Raw genomic sequence first — 20,172 nt, 5'->3', positions numbered from 1 at the left:
CGGCCACTGATGTCATGGCGTGGGCCGGGGTCGCGGCAGCCGGCGCGTATACCTACGGTGGAACCGGTGCCTACAATACCGTGCGCACGGCGCAATCGGTACAAAAACGCGGCTTTCGGATCGATCTTCGCGTTCAGCCGCGAGCAGGAGCGCCAGGCGGATTTGCTCTCGATGGCGTATTTGAAGGCGTCGTCCTACGATCCGCGCTGTTTCGCCGATCTCTGGGGCCGCGTGATGGACGAGGCCGACGCGACCGCGCGCGGGCGGCGGCAGCGCAGCACCCGGTACGACCGCGTCGCCTTTTTCGCGACGCACCCGGCAACCTTGGAGCGCGCCACTTATTTGCGCGAGCTTGCGATCGCCATGGACAAATCCGGCGAGGACGGCCGCGCACGGCTGGACGCGGCGATGGTCGCGTGGCGGCCGCAGTTGCTGGCGGATCAGATCAAGCTCAACGATTTTGAGGGTACCGATTATCTGTTGGGGGAACTCGCCGGGGCGCAGTGGACGGCCGACCTGCTGTTCGCGCGTGGGGAACTTTATCGGTCGCGCGGAAATCCGCGCGATCTCGTCTCCGCTGCCGGTTTTTACCGTGCCGCGCTGGAGCAGGAGCCGAGCAATGCCGACGCGTATCGCGGGCTCGGCCTGGCGCAAATGCGCAGCCGTGATCCGGCGGCGGCGGACTCGCTGCGGCGGTATCTGGCGATGAAGCCAAACGCTGTCGACAGCGCCATGATTTCCACCTTGATTCAGTGAGATGAAGAGCATGAAGCGCACCTCGTTTTCCATCTTCGCCGCGGCTCTGTTGCTGCACGCGCCCCGGGCCTTGCATCCAACACGCTGATCCCGAGCGGTGTCCCAGTCGCCGTCGCGAAATCACCGCTGACGGTGACGCCTGACCGCGAATGGAACAAGATGGGTGCTCGACCGGGGCGCAATTCGGAAACCTGGACGATTGACGGGGACGGACTGAACGATGTGACCTTTTACGGCGGCATCGAAACCGGCCGCACGCTGTTCCGCGAAGTCAGCAAGAAGGCCAAGCCGCTGCCGCATTTCTCCGCGACGATGTTGCTGACCGACCTGCCGACGCTGTTTGCCGATAGCTACAGCATCGCGCTCGACACGCAGCTTATGACGATCGACTCGGTCGAACCGACCGCGTTTCTGGGCCAGAAAGGGATTCGCTTTGCCTTTACGTTCAGTCGTTTGAACGAGGAAGTTCGCCGGAAGGGCGAAGCGGTGGCAGCGATCGTCGATGGCAAGCTCTACATGATCACCTTCGAAGCGCCGGACGTGTTCTATTTCCAGCGTGACCAACCGGCCTATCGCGCGATCGTCACCGCGGCGACGATCGCGCGATAGCTGGACCGGGCGTTACTGCCCGTCATCCCCCCTGATTCTTCACCACGCCGCCAGTGCCGCCAACGCCATCGGGCATCCCGGCGGAGGTGAACGCATCGGGTTCCTTGCCGCCTTCGCCGCGCTCGACGGCATCCTTGCGGGCTTCGACTTCCTGCTGGAGGTCGCTACGCGGATCGGTGTTGTCGCGGGGATCGTCGAGCGGGCCCTTGTTGATCTCGTCGTTCATGCGAAATCCCCCGTCAGGCCGGTGTCGGTCGGCTGGAACGGCTCGTCGCCCGGCGTTGCGTCGGGAGCGGGGAAGTCCACGTCGGGCGTCGGGCTCGGCAATTCGGTGGGCACCGGATCGGGTTGGCCGGGCTGGCTCGGGAACGGGGGCAATTCGGTCGGGGGCGTGGTTGCCATGATGATTCTCCTCGATGCTGAACAACGCGCGAGCATCGTCGGCGGTTGCGCAATATAAAGCCAGTCTGTTTGCGCGCTTGCCCCCGGCCATAGGGCTGGTATAGACGCGCCCCACACCGGCGGTGTCCCATGCGGGCGTGGCGGAACTGGTAGACGCAGCAGGTTTAGGTCCTGCCATCGCAAGATGTGGGGGTTCGAGTCCCTTCGCCCGCACCAGGCCGCCCGTGGCAAACGGGCGGTAGCCATCAGAAATTCCTGTAAAAGGCACGACTTGAGTATGCAAACTGTCGAGACGTTGAACGAGGGGCTGAAGCGCGCCTACACGCTGAAGATCACCGCGAAGGACATCGATTCGCGTGTGGACGCCGAACTGAAGCGCGTTGCGCCGACGGTGCGCATGCCCGGCTTCCGCCCCGGCAAGGTTCCCGCGAACCTGGTGCGCAAGATGCACGGCGAGGCGCTGATGCAGGACGCGCTCAACACCTCGATCCAGCAGGGCATTCAGGAACTGATCGCCGAGCACAAGCTGCGCCCCGCGCTGCAGCCCTCGGTCAGCCTCGATGACGGCTATGAGCTCGGCAAGGATGCCGATGTGAAGGTCGAGCTCGAAGTGCTCCCCGACGTGCCGACGCCTGCGATCGACAATCTGAAGCTCGAGCGCCTGACCGTTCCCGCAGACGAGGCCGTCGTGCAGGAGCAACTGCAGAAGTTCGCCGACCAGCAGAAGCGCTGGGAAGAGGCCGATGCCGCTTATGAAGCCAAGACCGGCGATCTGGTCGTGCTCGATTTCGTCGGCAAGGTCGACGGCGTAGCGTTCGAGGGTGGCACTGGCGAGGACATGTCGGTCGAAATCGGCTCGGGTCGCCTGATCCCCGGTTTCGAGGAGCAGGTCGTCGGCGTGAAGGCTGGCGACGAGCGCCAGATCAACGTGACGTTCCCCGAGGATTACCAGGCCAAGGAACTGGCCGGCAAGGCCGCGACCTTCGATCTGACGGTCAAGACCGTGAAGACCGCAGGCGAGACCAAGATCGACGACGAGCTCGCCACCTCGCTTGGCCTGCAGAGCCTCGATCAGCTCACCGGTCTGCTGAAGGGCCAGATCGAGCAGGAACTGAACGGCCTGACGCGCACCCACATGAAGCGCAAGCTGCTCGACCAGCTTGCCGAAGGCCATGATTTCGAAGTGCCGCCGTCGATGGTGGAAGCCGAATTCGAGCAGATCTGGCAGCAGCTCCAGCACGAAGCGACGCATGAGGAAGATCCGGCAGCAGCACTGGCCGAGATGGAATCCGAGCGGGACGATTACCGCAAGATCGCCGAGCGTCGCGTTCGCCTGGGCCTGTTGCTGAGCGAAATCGGCCAGGCCAATGGCGTCGAAGTCAGCCAGCAGGAAATGAACCGCCTGATCGCACAGGCTGCACAGCAATACGGCCCCGAGGATCGCAAGCGCTTCCTGCAATATATCCAGCAGGAGCCGATGGCCGCAGCCCAGCTCCGCGCCCCGCTGTACGAGGACAAGGTCGTCGACTTCCTGTTCGAGAAGGCCGAAGTCAGCGATCGCGAAGTGACGCGCGCCGAGCTGGAAGCCGCGATCGAGAGCGAAGAAGGCTTCTCGACCGGCACGCACAGCCACGATCACGAAAACCACAAGCCCAAGGCAACCAAGAAGGCGGCGGCCAAGAAGGCCAAGGCTTCGGCAGACGATGCCAAGGAAATGGAAGCGGCTGATATCGAACCGGCTGCACCCGGCGATGAGCTGGTCGAAGCTGAGCCGGTGAAGAAGGCTGCTACCAAGAAGGCACCCGTCAAGAAGGCCGCGGTGGCCGAGCCAGCCGCTGACGCAGCAGCCGAAGCGGCACCGGCCCCTGCCAAGAAGGCTCCGGCGAAGAAGAAGGCTGCTGCTGCCGACACAGCGGAATAAGCCTTCATCGCAGCACGAAAATCCGTCACCCCCGGGGCTTGCCTCGGGGGTGATCTCGTTTCGGCGGGAATCGATTTGCGCGAGCGACGGAGCGCTTGTGTCAAATGACACAAAGGGGGTCGAACCGATCGCCATTCGTCCCTATGGCAGAGCATGATCACGCGCATCGCCATCCTGCTGCCCTGTTATAATGAGAGCGCCGCCATTGCGCAGACGGTGGCCGGGTTCCGCGCCGCACTGCCGGACGCTGCGATCTACGTTTACGATAACAACAGTTCCGACGACACCGTGGCGGTGGCGCGCGCCGCGGGCGCGATCGTGCGGACCGAGCGGATGCAGGGCAAGGGCAACGTCGTCCGCCGCATGTTCGCCGATGTCGATGCCGATATCTATGTGATGGCCGATGGCGACGCGACCTATGACGCGACCGTCGCGCCCGCTTTGGTGCAGCGCTTGCTCGACGAACAGCTCGACATGGTCGTCGGCAGCCGGGTGACGCAGGTCACCGCCGCCTATCGTCGCGGCCATGTGCTCGGCAACAAGGCGATGACCGGGTTGCTCGCGCAATTGTTCGGACGCAGTTTTACCGACATTTTCTCAGGGTATCGCGTGTTCTCACGGCGTTTCGTGAAGAGTTTCCCGGTGTTGTCCTCGGGTTTCGAGATCGAGACCGAGATCAGCGTCCATGCGCTCGAACTCAAGATGCCGGTGGGGGAGATCGAAACGCCCTATTTCGCGCGGCCCGAGGGCTCCGAATCGAAGCTCAGCACCTATCGCGACGGTTTTCGCATCGCGCGCACGATCGTGACGCTGTACCGGATCGAGCGGCCTCTCCTGTTCTTCGGCGTGATCGCGGGCCTCTTGTTTGCCGCCGCATTGGCGTTCGGCATCCCGTTGGTCATCACCTATATGCACACCCATCTGGTGCCGCGCTTGCCGACGGCGGTGATGGCGACCGGGCTGACGATTCTCGCCGCGCTCAACGTGTTTACCGGGTTGATCCTCGATACCGTGGTGCGCGGTCGCGCGAGGTGCGGCGACTGGCGTATCTGGCGCACCGTGCGCCGGGCGGCGACGATCGTCGTGCCGATCAAGGTGCCATCGCAGGCGGGGCTTGAACTCGTTTCCGCCAGCGCCGATGTATGCGGTTCGAATTTCCGTTCTTCTCGGGGCATAAGGACTAAAAGGCTCATCATGCGCAATCCGTTCGACACCGGCGACTTTCTGGCTCCCATTCAAGACGGCCTCGTGCCGATCGTGGTGGAGCAATCGAACCGCGGCGAGCGTTCGTTCGACATCTATTCGCGGTTGTTGCGCGAGCGGATCATCTTCGTAACGGGCGGCGTCGAGGATCATATGGCGGCGGTCATCACCGCGCAGCTGCTGTTCCTCGAATCGGAAAATCCGAAGAAGGACATCTTCATGTACATCAACTCGCCGGGCGGTGTCGTCACGGCGGGCATGGCGATCCATGACACGATGCAGTACATCCGCCCGCGCGTCGGCACCGTGTGCATCGGCCAGGCCGCATCAATGGGCAGCTTCCTGCTTGCCGCCGGTGAGCCGGGGATGCGCGTCGCGTTGACCAACGCCCGTATCATGATCCATCAGCCTTCGGGCGGTGCGCAGGGCATGGCATCGGATATCCAGATCCAGGCCAAGGAAATCCAACGCATCAAGAACCGGATGAACTCGCTCTACGCGCAGTACACCGGCAAGCCGATCGAGGAGATTGAGCGCGCGATGGACCGTGACACGTTCCTCGAGGCGCATGAGGCCAAGGACTTCGGTCTGGTCGATCAGGTGTTCGACAAGCGTCCGGCGCTGCCCGACGATTCGAGCACGCCACCGGCTTTGACTTCGGCTTGAGGTAGACTTTAGGTGGCGGGGCTTCGAAAAGGCGTCCCGCTACCGTATTCATACGGCAATTTTGGTGATTGTCGGATTGCGCGGGGTCAGTCTAGGATAGCACCCCGCATATGTGCGCCCATTGGTGGTGCCAAGGATGGTTTGAATGACGAAGCTCAGCGGCGGCGACTCGAAGAGCACGCTTTATTGCTCCTTCTGCGGGAAGTCGCAGCATGAGGTGCGCAAGCTGATTGCGGGCCCAACCGTATTCATCTGCGATGAATGCGTCGAATTGTGCAACGACATCATCCGCGAGGAGACGAAGTCCGCGCTCGTGTCCAAGAAGGATGGCGGCGTGCCCACGCCGCAGGAAATCTGCGACGTACTCGATGATTATGTGATCGGCCAGAAGCGCGCCAAGCGCGTGCTGTCGGTGGCGGTGCACAACCATTACAAGCGCCTCAACCACGGCCAGAAGGGTGCCGATGTCGAGCTCGCCAAGTCCAACATCCTGCTCGTCGGCCCGACCGGTTGCGGCAAGACGTTGCTGGCGCAGACGCTGGCGCGCATCCTCGACGTGCCGTTCACCATGGCCGATGCGACGACGCTGACCGAAGCGGGTTACGTTGGCGAGGATGTCGAGAACATCATCCTCAAGCTGCTCCAGGCGTCCGACTATAATGTCGAGCGGGCGCAGCGCGGCATCGTCTACATCGACGAAATCGACAAGATCAGCCGCAAGGCCGAGAACCCGTCGATCACGCGCGACGTGTCGGGCGAGGGCGTGCAGCAGGCATTGCTCAAGCTGATGGAAGGCACCACTGCCAGCGTTCCGCCGCAGGGTGGCCGCAAGCATCCGCAGCAGGAGTTCCTGCAGGTCGACACGACCAACATCCTGTTCATCTGCGGCGGCGCGTTCAGCGGCCTTGAAAAGATCATCGGGGACCGTCTGCAGGGCAAGTCGATCGGCTTCGGTGCCTATGTCGCGTCCCCTGAGGAACGCCGCACTGGCGAGACGCTCAAGTCGGTCGAGCCCGAGGATCTGCTGAAGTTCGGCCTGATCCCCGAATTCGTCGGCCGCTTGCCGGTGATCGCGACGCTCGAGGATCTCGACGTGCCCGCGCTCGTCACCATCCTGACCGAGCCGAAGAACGCGCTGGTCAAACAGTATCAGAAGCTGTTCGACATGGAGGCGGTCAAGCTCGGCTTCACCGACGATGCGCTGGTGCAGGTCGCCAAGAAGGCGATCGACCGCAAGACCGGCGCGCGCGGCCTGCGATCGATCCTCGAGGGCATCTTGCTCGACACCATGTTCGATCTGCCCGGCATGGACGGCGTCGACGAGGTGATGATCGACAAGGACGTGATCGACGGCCGCAAGGAACCGATCCGCGTCTATGCCAAGAAAGAAAAGGCCGGGGCGGGGGCTGCTTGACCCTCGCGCCGCGTTCCACCCCGATCGGTGTCGCTGACGACGCGATCGGGGACGGATCGCGGCGATGCTGGCCCGTGCCTTCGCCGACGATCCGGCGATGGCGTATATTTCCCCGATCCCGCCGACCGCGCGCTCCGGCTGCCGCGGCTTTTCGCGTTGCTGTTCGATGCGGATGCGCAGGCCGGTCTGCGGCTGGTGGCAGGGGGCGGCGCAGCCGCCACGCTGTGGCGCGCGCCCGGCTTGGGCAAGACGTCGCTGCTCGATTTGCTGTTGCACGTCTGGCCGCTGTGGCGGGCTTTGGGCGGGGCGATCGGTCGGGCGCTGACGGTGTCGAGCGCGATCGATGCGCATCTCCCCTCCGACGATGTCTGGTATCTGCATATCGCCGGGTGCGACCCGGCGGCACAGGGGCGCGGCCTCGGTCGTGCAGTGGTTCAGGCCGGGCTCGATCGGATCGCGGGGGACGGTCGACCAGTTTACCTCGAAACCGCCAACGAGCGGAATTTGGGCTTCTACGCTACCCTCGGCTTCGTTGTGACCGAGGCGTGGCACGTCCCGAAGGGCGGCCCGGCGTTCTGGTCGATGCTCCGCAGCTGATCGGGCGGAACCGCGCGTCCGTCGCGTCGTTTACCATCCGTTAACCTTTGGCGTTTACCGATTGTTAACGCGCTGCAAGGCCCATCACGCATCGACATCCTGGAGAACGACCGCAATGCGTTTCGTATCGACGCCCCTTGTTCTCACGTCGCTGATTGCCCTTGGGGCGAGCGTGTCGAGCTGCACCGCCGGAACAGCACGGCCCCACGCGACATCGCACGTTGCCGCCACGCCGACCGGATGGGCCGGTTCGGTGACAGCCGAAGATCGCAGTCGGCTCGACGCGCTGCCGACGACATGGGTGCGCGCACGCGCTGCGGTGCCGGTCCGCCTCAAGGCCAAGCTCGATGCGGAGGGCCCTTTGGTCCAGCCCGGAGCCGCGCTGGATTTGCCCGCGCTGCCGCCGGGCCCTTATTATTGCCGTCTCGTCCGCCTTGGCGGAGCGCACGGCCTGGACACCTACAAGCCCGATTTCTGCACGGTCGACGGGACGACGCACGCGCTGTCCTTCACCAAGCAGAGCGGCACCAGTCTGCCCGGCGGCTGGCTGTTTCCCGATACCGACAAGCGACAGGTCTTCCTCGGCACCTTCCGCCCGGCCCATGCTGACAGCGCGCCACCCTATAGCGTCAATCCCGCGCAGGACGTGGCGGGCGTGGTCGAGCGTGTCGCGCCGTTCCGCTGGCGGCTGGTGCTGACGCGCGCGGGGAAGGGGGCCTTGCTCGATATCTACGAACTGGTGCCGGTGACGCCGGTCGTGCGGGGGGCAGTGCCCGCCATTCCCGGCTGAGCCGCGTCAGAACAGGCCGGGAATAAAGCGCTTCACCCGCGCGGCATAGGCGTCGTAATCGGAGAAGGTCGCGCGCAGGACGCTTTCCTCGTGCCGCACGCGCATGGCGGTGCCGAGCGCGAACAAGGGCGCGCCGGCGATCAGGTTGAGCGTGTGGCCGTAAGCGATCGCCATCGCCAGCGTGAACAGCGCCATCGCCACATAGATCGGGTTGCGGACATGCGCGAACGGGCCCGATTGCACCAGGTGCCCGTCGCTGCGGGTGCGCGCGACCAAGGCCCAGTTGCGGCCCATCGCGCGCGACGACGAATCGAACAGCCACACCGCCCCGAGGATCAGCACCAGCACGATCGCCCCTTCGAGCAGCGCTGTGGTGGAGGCGGGATCGAGGCTGACCCGGATCGGGCCAAATCCGACCATGCCGATCCCTATCCCCTGCGCCACGATCCCCCGAATCGATGCATTGCTGCGCCGCGCATCGGAGCTCTTCGGGCTTTTGACGCCACGCGCGCGGGCGCGGAGCAGCGACACCACAAACACGCCCATGCCAACGCCGAGCGCGATCAAGCCGGGAAGTCCAACAGGATCGGTCGGAAATCGCATCATAGCCTCCAGATCGACGCTGTGTTATTCAAATAACACGCGTCCGTCAATTGGTGGGGCGCGGCCGCCGCGCCTGCGCATCGCGCCATGCCTGATATTGCTCGATCGCGACCGAGCGCCGCAGCAGCTTGGCCTTGGGGTCGATCACCACATGCGCGCGTTTCGGCACAAGCAGGCTGCCCACGCCCCCCCGCCATCGGCAACTTCACGATCCGGCCATCGATCTGCACCTCGACCGGCATCGGGAACACCCGTCCGCCCGGTGCCTGCCAGCGCAGCGCGAGGCGCGTTGCGCTGCGCGTCTCGATCAGATCGGGCAGGGCGGCTTCGCGCAGATAGACGTCGAAAAACCAGCCATAATCCTTGCCGGTCACGCGCCGCACGAAGCGTTCATATTCGAGCGTGGAACCGTAGCGCGGGGCGAAATTGCCCGGCCGCGGATCGATCCGCCCGTACACCGCCAGCCGTGTGACATCGCGAAACGCGCGGTCGCCGATCAGCGTGCGGAGCGTGTGGAGCATCCACGCGCCCTTGTAATAGATGTCCTGGCCCGGGCCGCCTTTGTCGACCTCGTACACCTCTTCCTCGGTGCGCACCTTGCCAGAGATGATCGGGCGGAGGTTGGCGATCTTGCCGCGTTCGTCCGCCAGCATCGTCGCATAGCGCGCCTCGCCCTCGCGCCAGCGGCCGTAGAGCGGCTGCATGTAGGTGCCATAGCCCTCGTGCAGCCAGTAATCGTCCCAATTGGCCGCAGTCAGCTGATTGCCGAAATATTCATGGGCGAATTCGTGCTGGAACAACCAGTCGAAGCCCTCGGGGGCTTGGCATAGTCGTTGCCGTAGGCGTTGATCGTCTGATGCTCCATGCCCTTGTGCGGGGTCTCGACCACGCCGAGCTTCTCGTCACCGAACGGGTAGGGGCCGACCTCGCTTTCGAAAAAATCGAGCGTCGAGGCAAACTCAGCGAAGAGCGCGCGGGCCTTGGCCTCCTCGCCCGGCAAATACCAGTAGAACATCGGGATGCTGTTCCCGTAGCGGCTCTTATAAAACGCCGGAAATTTCCTCATACGGCCCGACATTGAGCGCGATGCCATAGGTGTTGGGGTGCTTGATCCGCCAGTTCCACACCGTCCGCCCGTCGGCCAGCGTATCCACCCCCAGCAATTTGCCATTGGACGGGGCCTTCAATCCCTTGGGCACGGTGATGTGGAGCGTGACGACGCCCGGCTCGCCCGTCGGGAAATCGAGGCACGGCCAAAACAGATCGCAGCCATAGCCCTCGGCGGTGGTGGCGAACCACGGCGCACCGCCGGGCGTGGTCGCCCACACCATGCCGCTATCCCACGGGGCCTTGACCGCGACATGCGGCTGCCCACCATAGCTGATGCGCGCGGTGACATGGCCACCTTTGGCGACGCGCTGCGGGAGCGTGATGACGAGCCGCCCTTCGGGGTTGCTCCACGCGCCGGGCGCGAGCGCCGCGCCATCGATGGCAATGGCATCGACCGGCAAATTGCGGTCCAGGTCGATCGCAAGGCGGTCGAGCGCGGCCTTTGCGGTGAAACTGAGCGTCGCCACGCCGCGCAGCGTCTCTGTTTCGGGCAACACCTCGAAGGACAGATCGGCGGCATCGAAGCCCAATTTGGCCTGATCGGGATCGATCACCCCGCCCGAGCGCGCGGTCTGCGCTGTGATGGCGGGCTCGCCTTTCTTGGGCAGGGTGGTGGCACCGGTCAGCGCGAGGCAGCCACAAGCAAAAGCGAGTCTGGAAGCGATCATGAAGGGTCTAGCTCTACGGAAAAATCGGTGATGGTCATGCGCAGGACGGGGCGACCGTTCTGCAGGATCGTGGTGGTGCGGGGAAAGCGGATTCCTAGTGCGGATACGGTTCCCGTAAACAGCAGGTGTTGATGCACGAGCGGCGGGTTCGGCGGCGGCCCAGCAAGGGTGTAGTCGGCCGAGGCGATCCGCCCGTCCGGGGCGAGCGTCAGTGCGATCGGCGGATACCCGTCGCGGATCGCCGTAATGCCGCGCCGCCCGCTTGGTGACAGCGACGCCGGGGCAAGCAGCAAATAGCTGTACGCCGCCAGCTTCTGCCGCTCGAAATAGGCCTGCGGCTGGGGCAGGCTGGTCTGTGCGCCGTTATGGACCAGAAACGCACTGTCGCGTTCCACCATGATGGTCTGCGTGGCGCTGCGCCCTTCGCTCGTCAGCCAGGTGTCGGAACGCGCGCGCGCAAAGGGTTCGATTCGGGTTTCGACCATCAGGTCGACCGGCGTCCGGCCGATCATCATGCGGGCAGTACCGCTCCACGCGATCACGCGTACACGCGACAAAAGTGCTTGCCCGCCCGCCGCTGCCAGGGCGTGGGCGATGGGGTCGAGCGGGTGTTTCGCGCTGGCCGGGAACGCGGCGATGGCCGCTGCACCACCCAAAATCGTTCGACGATTGATGCAACGGCAACTCCCCCCATATAAGGAACTAAGCCCGCGTCGTTGACGCGACCCCGGAGTATCCATGACCAAAGCTACCTTCACCCCGTCCAAGTCCTCGTCGCCCACCCACGCTATCCCGTGCTGCCGCTGCGCGACATCGTCGTGTTCCCCAACATGATCGTGCCGCTGTTCGTTGGTCGCGACAAGTCGGTCGCGGCTCTGGAGGCGGCGATGGCCGCCGACAAGGAGATTTTCCTGGTCGCGCAGCTCGACCCGAGCGAAGACGATCCCGATCGCGACGATCTGTACGAAATCGGCGTGACCGCCGTCGTGCTGCAACTGTTGAAATTGCCCGATGGCACGGTGCGCGTGCTGGTCGAGGGCAAGCGCCGCGCCATCCTGACCGGCCTGACGCAGACCGAGGGCTATCTCGCTGCCGACGTCGAGTTGCTTGAAGGCGATGAGGGCGAGGAGGCACTCGAGGCTGTCAGCACCGAAATGGCGGCGCTGATGCGCTCCGTGGTCGAGCAGTTCGAAAACTATGCCAAGCTCAACCGCAAGCTGCCCGCCGAAACTGCGGTCCAGCTCGGGGAAATCGAGGATGCGAACAAGCTCGCCGATGCCGTTGCCGCGAACATTCAGGTCAAGGTGTCCGACAAGCAGGCGCTGCTGATCGAACGCGATCCGGCCAAGCGACTCGAGATGGTGTTTGCCTTCATGGAGGGCGAGCTGGGCGTGCTGCAGGTCGAGAAGAAGATCAAAAGCCGCGTCAAGCGCCAGATGGAGAAGACCAGCGCGAATATTACCTCAACGAGCAGTTGAAGGCGATTCAGCGCGAACTCGGCAATGAGGGCGACGAGGGCGAAGGCGACGAGATCGCCGAGCTGACCAACAAGATCGCGACGCTCAAACTGTCCAAGGAAGCCCGCACCAAGGCGACGGCGGAGCTGAAGAAGCTCAAGACGATGGCACCGATGTCGGCCGAGGCGACCGTCGTGCGCAACTATCTCGACGTGCTGCTGGGCCTGCCGTGGGGCAAGAAGTCCAAGATCCGCAAGGATATTTCGGCGGCGCAAGCGGTGCTCGACGAGGACCATTATGCGCTCGAAAAGGTCAAGGACCGCATCGTCGAATATCTCGCGGTACAGGCGCGCACCAACAAGCTGAAGGGGCCGATCCTGTGCCTCGTCGGCCCCCCCGGCGTCGGCAAGACCAGCCTGGGCAAGTCGATCGCCAAGGCCACGGGCCGCGAATTTATCCGCCAATCTTTAGGCGGTGTGCGCGATGAAGCAGAAATTCGGGGCCACCGCCGCACCTATATCGGCTCGCTGCCGGGCAAGATCGTTACCAATCTCAAGAAGGCTGGGACCAGCAACCCGCTGTTCCTGCTCGATGAAATCGACAAGCTCGGCCAGGATTTCCGCGGTGATCCGGCCTCGGCGCTGCTCGAAGTGCTCGATCCCGAGCAGAATGCGAAGTTCAACGATCACTATCTCGAAATCGACGTCGATCTTTCCGACGTGATGTTCGTGACGACCGCGAACACGCTCAACCTGCCGCAGCCGCTGCTCGACCGCATGGAGATCATCCGGCTCGAGGGCTATACCGAGGATGAGAAGGTCGAGATCGCCGAACGGCATCTGATCGCCAAGCAGATCGAGGCGCACGGCCTGAAGGACGGCGAGTTCACGCTCACCACCGAGGGGTTGCGCGCGCTCATTCAGTTCTACACGCGCGAAGCCGGTGTGCGTACGCTGGAGCGCGAGATTGCCAAGCTCGCGCGCAAGGCGTTGCGGCGCATTCTTGAGGGCAAGGCCGAGAGCGTCACCGTGACCCCGGACAACCTGTCTGAATTTGCGGGCGTGAAAAAATATCGTCATGGCCTGGGCGAGGAAGAGAATCAGATCGGTGCCGTCACCGGCCTCGCCTGGACCGAAGTCGGCGGCGAATTGCTGACGATCGAAAGCGTCACCGTGCCCGGGCGCGGTGCGGCGAAGATCACCGGCAAGCTCGGCGATGTGATGAAGGAATCGATCGAGACCGCGTTCAGCTTCATCAAGGCGCGCTCGCCTTCTTATGGGATCAAGCCGAGCATCTTTGCGCGCAAGGACATCCACATCCATCTGCCCGAAGGGGCGGTGCCCAAGGATGGTCCGTCGGCGGGTATCGGCATCGTGACGGCGATCGTCTCGACGCTCACCGGCGTGCCGGTGCGCCGCGACATTGCGATGACGGGCGAGGTGACGTTGCGCGGCCGTGTGCTACCGATCGGCGGCTTGAAGGAAAAGCTGCTGGCGGCGCTGCGCGGCGGCATCACCACCGTGCTCATCCCGCAGGAGAATGAGAAGGATCTCGCGGAGATTCCGGCCAATATCCTGGATGGTCTGAAAATCATCCCGGTGGCGCATGTCGATGAAGTGTTGCGGCTCGCGCTGACCGGCCCGCTCACCGCGATCGACTGGACCGAGGCCGATGACCTGGCGGCGCAGCCGCCGGCGGGTGTCGCCCCGATTGGCGGCGAAGTGCATCATTGATCGGATCGATTACTCGAAATGCCGCATTTCCGCCGATTTTAGACCGGGGCTGTCGCTTTTTGTTTTGACAGCCCCCGCGCTAGCCGTCTTAGTGCGCAACCGGCTTTTTGCCTGGGTATATTTTTCCATTTTGTATCGGGGGTTTGGTGGCGATGAACAAACAGGAATTGATCGCGACGGTGGCCGACACGTCGGGTCTGACGAAGGGTGATGCAAGCAAGGCGGTCGAGGCGGTGTTCGACGCGGTCTCGGCGGCGCTGAAAAAGGGTGACGAAGTCCGCCTGGTTGGGTTCGGCACGTTCTCGGTCAGCAAGCGCAAGGCCTCGACCGGCCGCAACCCGCGCACCGGCGAACCGATGACGATCAAGGCGTCGTCGCAGCCGAAGTTCAAGGCCGGCAAGGGCCTGAAGGATTCGGTCAATTGATCTAATCTCCCGAAAACATGTTAGGTGCCGCTGGACAAGCGGCACTCGCTCGTTTTAAGGGATTGGTGAAGAGGGCGGCGGTAACGCCGCCCTCATCCGTTTAGCCCTCCCACATACGCATGTGCAGGACGGCAACGGGCGCGTAGCTCAGTGGTAGAGCACACCCTTCACACGGGTGGGGTCGCAGGTTCAATCCCTGCCGCGCCCACCATTCGCGCTTGGCGCTCCCTCGGAGCCAGCCGCGTTCTGGCCTCAGCGCCAGGGCAGTTCCCGGAACCATTTGGTGATGACATATTTGGTGCCCGCGCGGACTTTCATCCCGTGGTGCAACGTGGCGGGATTGAGCCGCCCGTCGGGTAGGCGATTGTTCCACGCCAGCAGCTTCCCGGTTTCGGGCTGGATGATCTTGTCGATCGCCTTGAAGCGGGTCGCACCGCCAGCTTCGGGCTGGTTGAGGTAGATCATCACCGTCCACGTACGGTTGCCCGCAATGCCGCAATACCGCTGATAGTCGATCCCGTTGGGTTCGAAATAATCGGTGTGAGCTTTAAACTCCTGTCCCACCGCATAGCGTTGCCCCTGGATCGGCTCGCCATGTGCCGGATCGAGTCCGGTAAAGGCGGCGATCCGCGCGTTGAGATCGATCACCAGCGGATCGAGCGGGTCCAGATCGCCCGTCTCGCTGGTCCGAAAGGTCGGGTCGCCGTTGAAATCGGAAAGGGTCGAGGGGCGTCGTGTGGCGTCCACGCGCGCACACAAGGCCGTGGACGTTTCGGGATCGAGAAAGCCGCGGCGAACAAACAGCGTCAGTTTCGTGCTGGGTACGCGCTGCACGCCCGGTTGGGCGAGGATATGCTCGATCATGGCGACCGCCGGGTTGCCCGATCCGAAATGTGTCTGCGCGGTCATCGGCCTATCCCTGCCAAAGCCGTTGTGGCTTTTCCAGTCCTTGCGACCGTGCGAGGTTCACAGCGTCGCCCGGTGTCTGTAACACGCGGACAAGGTTAGGCGCGCGATCAAGGAATAATGCCGCATGCGGTTGGTGTTGGATGCGCGAGCGCGGAGTGTTTTGCGACGCGTACCCGTGACGAAAGTGTATAGCGCGCTCGAGCTGCTGCTGATCGCTCTGCTCGCGGTGCAAGGAGCGCGGCTGGTGTGGACGGTGGTGACGCCGGTCGGCGCGATCGGCGTCTGGCGTCCGGCACACAGCGGTTCGCCGGAGCGCCGCAAGCGCTCTTGAGCAGCTTCGATCCGTTCTTTCGCATCAGCGGTGGCGATGCGGCGGGACCGGCCGTCGTCACCAGCCTGCAACTGACCTTGTTCGGAACGCGGGTCGATGAAGCGCAGGGCGGCGGCTCGGCGATTATTGCTGGGCCTGACGGGGTGCAGCAAAGCGTCGGTGTGGGGCAGGAAATCATGCCCGGCGTGCGCTTGAAGGCGGTCGCGTTCGACCATGTCACGATCGACCGCAATGGCGCGTCTGAAGACCTCTTCCTGGTCCAGCCGGAAACCCCGCCAGTCGCCACGCCTGCGCCCGCTGCGCCGCCGCTGGTTGGCGGTGGTCCGGTGCGGCCGATGCCTCCGGCTCCTTCGGGGATTACCTTCGCCCAACTGCGTTCGGACGTTGGGTTCATCCCGCGCATCGATAATGGCCGGGTGACTGGGCTGACAGTCCGATCGCAAGGCAGTGGCATGGCCTTTCGCACTGCGGGGTTGCACGAGGGCGACGTCGTGACCCAGATCGCCGGGAAAGCGGTCGGGGGGGCGGGCGACATCGAGCGCCTAGCCGCACAATTTGCCAAGGGCGGTCTGCTCTCCATCGCGGTGGAGCGCGGCAAGGACACGATTCCACTTTCCATCACGATTGCGGGGCAATGAAGACACTAACTCTGGCACCGTTTCTGGCGCTTGCGCTCGCAGGCACTGCCGTCGCGCAGACCACGATGAACGTGCGCGACGCCGACATCCGCGCGTTCATCGCCGATGCGGCGCGGGTGACGGGGCGGACTTTCATCATAGATTCGCGCGTGCAGGGCAAGGTGACGGTGGTGACCGATCACCCGGTCAGCAAATCGCAATATTTCGAGATTTTCCTGTCGACGCTGCGCGCCAACGGCCTGGTCGCGGTGCCGACCAGCAACGGCGCGTTTCGGGTGCAGCCGACCGACAATGCCGCGTCGCAGCCCAGCCGCGTGGGGGCGCGCGGGGCGGCCAGCAACAGCTACGTGACCGAAATCGTTCGTTTGCGCTCGATCGACGCTGCCTCGGCGGTCGATACCGTGCGCGGGTTGATCTCGCCGCAGGGCTCGGTCACCGCCAATCGTGGCGGGAATAGCCTGGTCATCGTCGATTTCGCCGACAATGTCCGACGCGTGCGCGAGGTGATCCGCCAGATCGACACCGACAATGCTGCAACGCGCATTGTCGCGTTGAAGAATGCCGGTGCCCGTGAAATTGCAACGGCGTTGCAAGCGCTGACCGGGCAGGCCGCAGGCGGCGGTGGACCGTCAACTGGCTCGAGCGCGAGCGTGGTGGCCGTGACCAGTTCCAATTCGGTGGCGATCCGCGGCGATGCGGCGTCGGTTGCGCGGCTGGCGGCGGTGGCCGAGGATCTGGACCGGCGCGCCAAGAACGGCACCGAGATCAAGGTGATTTTCCTCGAAAATGCCGATGCCGAGCAGCTTTTGCCCGTGCTTCAGCAACTGGTCGGGCAGGCCCCGTCACCCATTTCGAACCAGCAACTTTCGGCATCGACCTTTGGCAGCAATAACGGCCAGTCGAATGGTAGCAGCGGCAGCGGGTTTCAGACGACCGCACGCCAGACCGCCGCGCCGACCGTCCAACAAGACGTCTCGACCGGCGGCGGCACCACGACCGGGCAAGCCGCGATCAGTTCGGCCGGGCGGACGGCGGCAGTGGTCACGCGCTTCGTCGGCGCGAACGCTATCGTCATCGCGGCGCCTGCGGAGGTTCAGCGCCAATTGGCAGATGTGGTGCATCAACTCGACACCCGGCGCGAGCAAGTGCTGGTCGAAGCGATCGTCGCCGAAGTTTCGGACCAGACCGCCAGCCAGCTTGGCGCACAATTCGCCATCGCCAACATCAAGGGCGGCGTGTTCGCGGCATCGAGTTTCCAGAACACCGCACCCAGCTTGCTGACCATCGCCGGGGCGATTGCGCGCGGCAGCTCAATACCACGACGACGGTGGTCAACGGCACCACCGTGACCACCAGCACCAACAGCAGCGCGAGCGATTCGCTCGCGCAATCGGCGATCAGCTCGATTCTGGGGGCGAGCGGCGGTTTTGGCGGCTGGGCCGGTAAGATCGGCGACACGGTGTTCGGTTCGATCATCAATGCCCTGAAGAGCGACACCACCTCCAACCTGTTGCAAGTCCCGCATCTGGTGATGCTCGACAATCAGGAAGCGCACAGCCTGGTCGGGCAGGAAATCCCGATCACCACTGGGCAGGCGCTGTCGAACAATTTCAACAATACCTTCCGCACCACCCAACGCGAGAATGTGGGGATCGAGCTGACGGTGCGGCCGCAAGTCAATTCCTCGGGCACGGTGAAGCTCAATCTGCGGCTGGGGGTGAGTTCGATCGCGGGGCCGGTGTCGAGCGACAATAGCGACCTGATCCTCAACAAGCGCGAGGTCGAGACAGTGCGCACGGTCGACGATGGCGACATCGCCGTCATCAGCGGCCTGCTCGACGATAATGAACGCCGCACGATCCAGAAGATTCCGCTGCTGGGCGATCTGCCGGGGCTGGGCAATCTGTTCCGCTCCAAGGCGAAGTCGCGGACCAAGACCAATTTGATGATCTTCATCCGCCCGACGATCCTGCGCACCGCCGAGGACAGCCGTCGCCTGACCGAGCAACGCTATGGCTATCTGCGCCTGCAGCAGGGCTTGGCCGCGCCGAATGACGAGCCTTCGATCGACCAGTTGGTGCGCGACTATATGGGCGCGGCCCCGCCGATCCCGAGCGCGCCGGTGCCGGGCAACATCGAGGATCCCCGCATCGCGGTGCCGGTGCAGCGCAGTTCGAGCACCGTGATCCACACCAAGCGGGGGCGGTGATGGGGACGGGCGGTGATCCTGGAACTTTCCCCTCCCGCTTGCGGCAGGGGCTAGGGGAGGGTACTCTCGCCACCGTCTTGTCCAGCGACAACCCTCCCCCAACCCCTGCCGCAAGCGGGAGGGGAGATTTTGATGCCTTGCCGCAAATCACCATTCCCTACGCCTTTGCGCGTCGGTTCGGCGTGGTGGTCGCGCCGAACCATGAAGGGCACCTCACCGTCGCGATGCGCGAAGGAGCCGACCCCAAAACCTTGATCGAGCTGCGCCGCCATCTGGCCCGGCCGTTTCAGGTAACACCCGTTACGCCGAGCGATTTCGACCGCTTGCTCTCCGAAGTCTATGCGATGGACGGGCAAGCGGCGGCGATGGCGGCGGGGGCGCTGGGGCTGGGCGATGAACTCGACATGCTGGCCGACCACCTGCCGACAGCCGACGATTTGCTCGACACCGCCGACGATGCGCCCGCGATCCGGCTGATCAACGGCATCATCGCCGATGCCGCGCGCAACGGCGTGTCCGACATCCATGTCGAGCCGTATGAAACCGGGCTGGTGGTGCGGATGCGGATCGATGGCGTGCTGCGCGAGACGCTGCGCATGCCGCCGCATGTCGCGCCGGTCGTCGTCAGCCGCATCAAGGTGATGGCGCGGCTCGACATTGCCGAGCGGCGCGTGCCGCAGGACGGGCGGATCGGGCTGACGCTGGGCGGCAAGTTGCTCGACGTGCGCGTATCGACCTTGCCGAGCCGCGCGGGCGAGCGCGTGGTGCTGCGTATTCTCGACAAGGAAAATGCCGGGATCACGCTGGATGCGCTGGGCATGACGCCCGCTATCCATCAATTGCTGAAGGATGCGGTGACGGAGCCCAACGGCATCATCCTCGTCACCGGGCCGACCGGCTCCGGCAAGACGACGACGCTGTACGCATCGATGCGGCTGCTCAACGATGGTAGCCGCAACATCCTGACGGTCGAGGACCCGGTCGAATATGCGATGGAGGGCGTCGGGCAGACGCAGGTCAACCCCAAGGTCGGGCTGACCTTTGCGGCGGGCCTGCGCGCGATCCTGCGGCAGGACCCCGATGTGGTGATGGTCGGCGAAATCCGCGACCGCGAGACCGCCGAGATTGCGGTGCAGGCCTCGCTCACCGGGCATCTAGTGCTGTCGACCGTTCACACCAATGATGCGGTCGGCGCCATCACGCGGATGCGCGACATGAAGGTCGAGCCGTTCCTGCTGGCGTCCACCTTGCGCGCGGTGATCGCGCAGCGGCTGGTGCGGCGGTTGTGCGAGCATTGCCGCCGGCCGGTCGCGGCGGATGGGCCGGTGGCGGCGTTGCTCGGCTTTGAACCCGGCACGATCGTCTATGAGGCGGTTGGGTGCGAACAGTGCCAGGGCAGCGGCTTCAAGGGGCGCGTGGGCGTGTATGAAGCGGTCCGCGTCGATGAGACGGTACGCCGCCTGATCAACGATGGCGGCGATGAAGCGCTGATAGCGCGCCATGCCTTTCTCCATGCGCCGACGCTGGGCGCAGCGGCGCGGCAGTTGGTGCGCGACGGCGTGACCACGGCGGAGGAAGCGGTGCGCGTGTCGCGGCGCGACATGGCCGATGCGGAAGCGCCGATGGTGGTACCGGAGGATGCGGCGTGAGGGAGTGCGCGCCCTTATCCCTCTCTCTTTGGGAGAGGGAGGGAGCCGCCGCCAGGCGGCGGAAGGGTGAGGGTGGCACCCT

The 20,172-nt window shown here is 64.3% G+C and carries 14 protein-coding genes, 2 tRNA genes and 5 pseudogenes; 15 read left to right on the top strand and 6 right to left on the bottom strand.

Annotation, left to right across the window (positions count from 1 at the left end):
* Positions 1-66 precede the first annotated feature (66 nt).
* On the top strand, positions 67-756 hold the full coding sequence (locus NW75_RS04925) for a M48 family metalloprotease (protein ID WP_269430275.1): 690 nt from the start codon (positions 67-69) through the stop codon (positions 754-756).
* A gap of 132 nt (positions 757-888) precedes the next feature.
* The gene (locus NW75_RS04920; protein WP_231564958.1) at positions 889-1,365 is read left to right on the top strand and encodes a hypothetical protein; all 477 of its coding nucleotides are present in this window, start codon (positions 889-891) and stop codon (positions 1,363-1,365) included.
* A 22-nt stretch (positions 1,366-1,387) separates the two neighbouring features.
* Here the strand turns inward: NW75_RS04920 and NW75_RS04915 are convergent, their stop codons facing one another.
* Both NW75_RS04915 and NW75_RS23495 read right to left on the bottom strand, forming a co-directional pair.
* The gene (locus NW75_RS04915; protein ID WP_033964106.1) at positions 1,388-1,591 is read right to left on the bottom strand and encodes a hypothetical protein; all 204 of its coding nucleotides are present in this window, start codon (positions 1,589-1,591) and stop codon (positions 1,388-1,390) included.
* Positions 1,588-1,767, bottom strand: coding sequence for a hypothetical protein (locus NW75_RS23495; protein ID WP_081988636.1), 180 nt, complete (start codon positions 1,765-1,767; stop codon positions 1,588-1,590). The genes NW75_RS04915 and NW75_RS23495 overlap by 4 nt, the downstream gene beginning before the upstream one ends.
* A 131-nt stretch (positions 1,768-1,898) precedes the next feature.
* Here NW75_RS23495 and NW75_RS04905 point away from each other — a divergent pair.
* The 7 genes and pseudogenes from NW75_RS04905 to NW75_RS04875 all read left to right on the top strand — a co-directional run bounded on the left by NW75_RS04905 (position 1,899) and on the right by NW75_RS04875 (position 8,358).
* Positions 1,899-1,983 (top strand) — tRNA-Leu (locus NW75_RS04905).
* A 61-nt stretch (positions 1,984-2,044) separates the two neighbouring features.
* Positions 2,045-3,688 carry a trigger factor gene (gene tig / locus NW75_RS04900; protein WP_033964104.1) on the top strand — a complete coding sequence of 548 codons (1,644 nt, stop codon included), beginning with the start codon at positions 2,045-2,047 and terminating at the stop codon, positions 3,686-3,688.
* A 153-nt stretch (positions 3,689-3,841) separates the two neighbouring features.
* Positions 3,842-4,806 (top strand): annotated as a pseudogene (locus NW75_RS04895) (glycosyltransferase family 2 protein).
* A gap of 76 nt (positions 4,807-4,882) precedes the next feature.
* Positions 4,883-5,557: an ATP-dependent Clp protease proteolytic subunit gene (locus tag NW75_RS04890; RefSeq protein WP_010403211.1), complete on the top strand. Its 675-nt coding sequence runs from the start codon at positions 4,883-4,885 to the stop codon at positions 5,555-5,557.
* A 145-nt stretch (positions 5,558-5,702) separates the two neighbouring features.
* Positions 5,703-6,971: an ATP-dependent Clp protease ATP-binding subunit ClpX gene (gene clpX, locus NW75_RS04885; RefSeq protein ID WP_010403209.1), complete on the top strand. Its 1,269-nt coding sequence runs from the start codon at positions 5,703-5,705 to the stop codon at positions 6,969-6,971.
* Between the two features lie 27 nt (positions 6,972-6,998).
* The gene (locus NW75_RS04880; protein ID WP_231564957.1) at positions 6,999-7,568 is read left to right on the top strand and encodes a GNAT family N-acetyltransferase; all 570 of its coding nucleotides are present in this window, start codon (positions 6,999-7,001) and stop codon (positions 7,566-7,568) included.
* A 115-nt stretch (positions 7,569-7,683) separates the two neighbouring features.
* On the top strand, positions 7,684-8,358 hold the full coding sequence (locus NW75_RS04875) for a DUF4893 domain-containing protein (protein ID WP_033964103.1): 675 nt from the start codon (positions 7,684-7,686) through the stop codon (positions 8,356-8,358).
* Between the two features lie 6 nt (positions 8,359-8,364).
* Here the strand turns inward: NW75_RS04875 and NW75_RS04870 are convergent, their stop codons facing one another.
* The 3 genes and pseudogenes from NW75_RS04870 to NW75_RS04860 form a co-directional block, all read right to left on the bottom strand.
* Positions 8,365-8,961, bottom strand: coding sequence for a methyltransferase family protein (locus tag NW75_RS04870; RefSeq protein WP_171010484.1), 597 nt, complete (start codon positions 8,959-8,961; stop codon positions 8,365-8,367).
* A gap of 46 nt (positions 8,962-9,007) precedes the next feature.
* A pseudogene (locus tag NW75_RS04865) lies at positions 9,008-10,739 on the bottom strand (M1 family metallopeptidase).
* Positions 10,736-11,521: a hypothetical protein gene (locus tag NW75_RS04860; RefSeq protein ID WP_231564956.1), complete on the bottom strand. Its 786-nt coding sequence runs from the start codon at positions 11,519-11,521 to the stop codon at positions 10,736-10,738. Before NW75_RS04860 ends, NW75_RS04865 begins: the two are co-directional and overlap by 4 nt.
* Positions 11,522-11,569: 48 nt before the next feature.
* Between NW75_RS04860 and lon the strand changes: the two are divergent.
* From lon to NW75_RS04845, 3 genes and pseudogenes are all read left to right on the top strand, one after another.
* Positions 11,570-13,929 (top strand): annotated as a pseudogene (gene lon / locus NW75_RS04855) (endopeptidase La).
* 152 nt (positions 13,930-14,081) lie between these two features.
* Complete coding sequence (locus NW75_RS04850) at positions 14,082-14,354, top strand: HU family DNA-binding protein (protein ID WP_010186832.1); 273 nt, start codon at positions 14,082-14,084, stop codon at positions 14,352-14,354.
* A 136-nt stretch (positions 14,355-14,490) separates the two neighbouring features.
* Positions 14,491-14,565: transfer RNA gene (locus tag NW75_RS04845), tRNA-Val, on the top strand.
* Between the two features lie 41 nt (positions 14,566-14,606).
* Here NW75_RS04845 and NW75_RS04840 read toward each other — a convergent pair.
* Complete coding sequence (locus NW75_RS04840) at positions 14,607-15,263, bottom strand: prolyl hydroxylase family protein (protein WP_033964100.1); 657 nt, start codon at positions 15,261-15,263, stop codon at positions 14,607-14,609.
* Positions 15,264-15,387: 124 nt separating this feature from the next.
* Here NW75_RS04840 and NW75_RS04835 point away from each other — a divergent pair.
* The 3 genes and pseudogenes from NW75_RS04835 to gspE all read left to right on the top strand — a co-directional run bounded on the left by NW75_RS04835 (position 15,388) and on the right by gspE (position 20,090).
* A pseudogene (locus tag NW75_RS04835) lies at positions 15,388-16,232 on the top strand (type II secretion system protein N).
* Positions 16,229-18,441, top strand: a pseudogene (gspD, locus tag NW75_RS04830) (type II secretion system secretin GspD). The pseudogenes NW75_RS04835 and gspD overlap by 4 nt, the downstream one beginning before the upstream one ends.
* 137 nt (positions 18,442-18,578) lie before the next feature.
* The gene (gspE, locus tag NW75_RS04825) at positions 18,579-20,090 is read left to right on the top strand and encodes a type II secretion system ATPase GspE (RefSeq protein ID WP_033964099.1); all 1,512 of its coding nucleotides are present in this window, start codon (positions 18,579-18,581) and stop codon (positions 20,088-20,090) included.
* Positions 20,091-20,172: the final 82 nt, after the last annotated feature.

It is taken from the genome of Sphingomonas sp. Ant H11, assembly GCF_000797515.1.
Classification (GTDB): Bacteria; Pseudomonadota; Alphaproteobacteria; order Sphingomonadales; family Sphingomonadaceae; genus Sphingomonas.
This window is presented reverse-complemented; position numbering and strand designations above follow the sequence as displayed.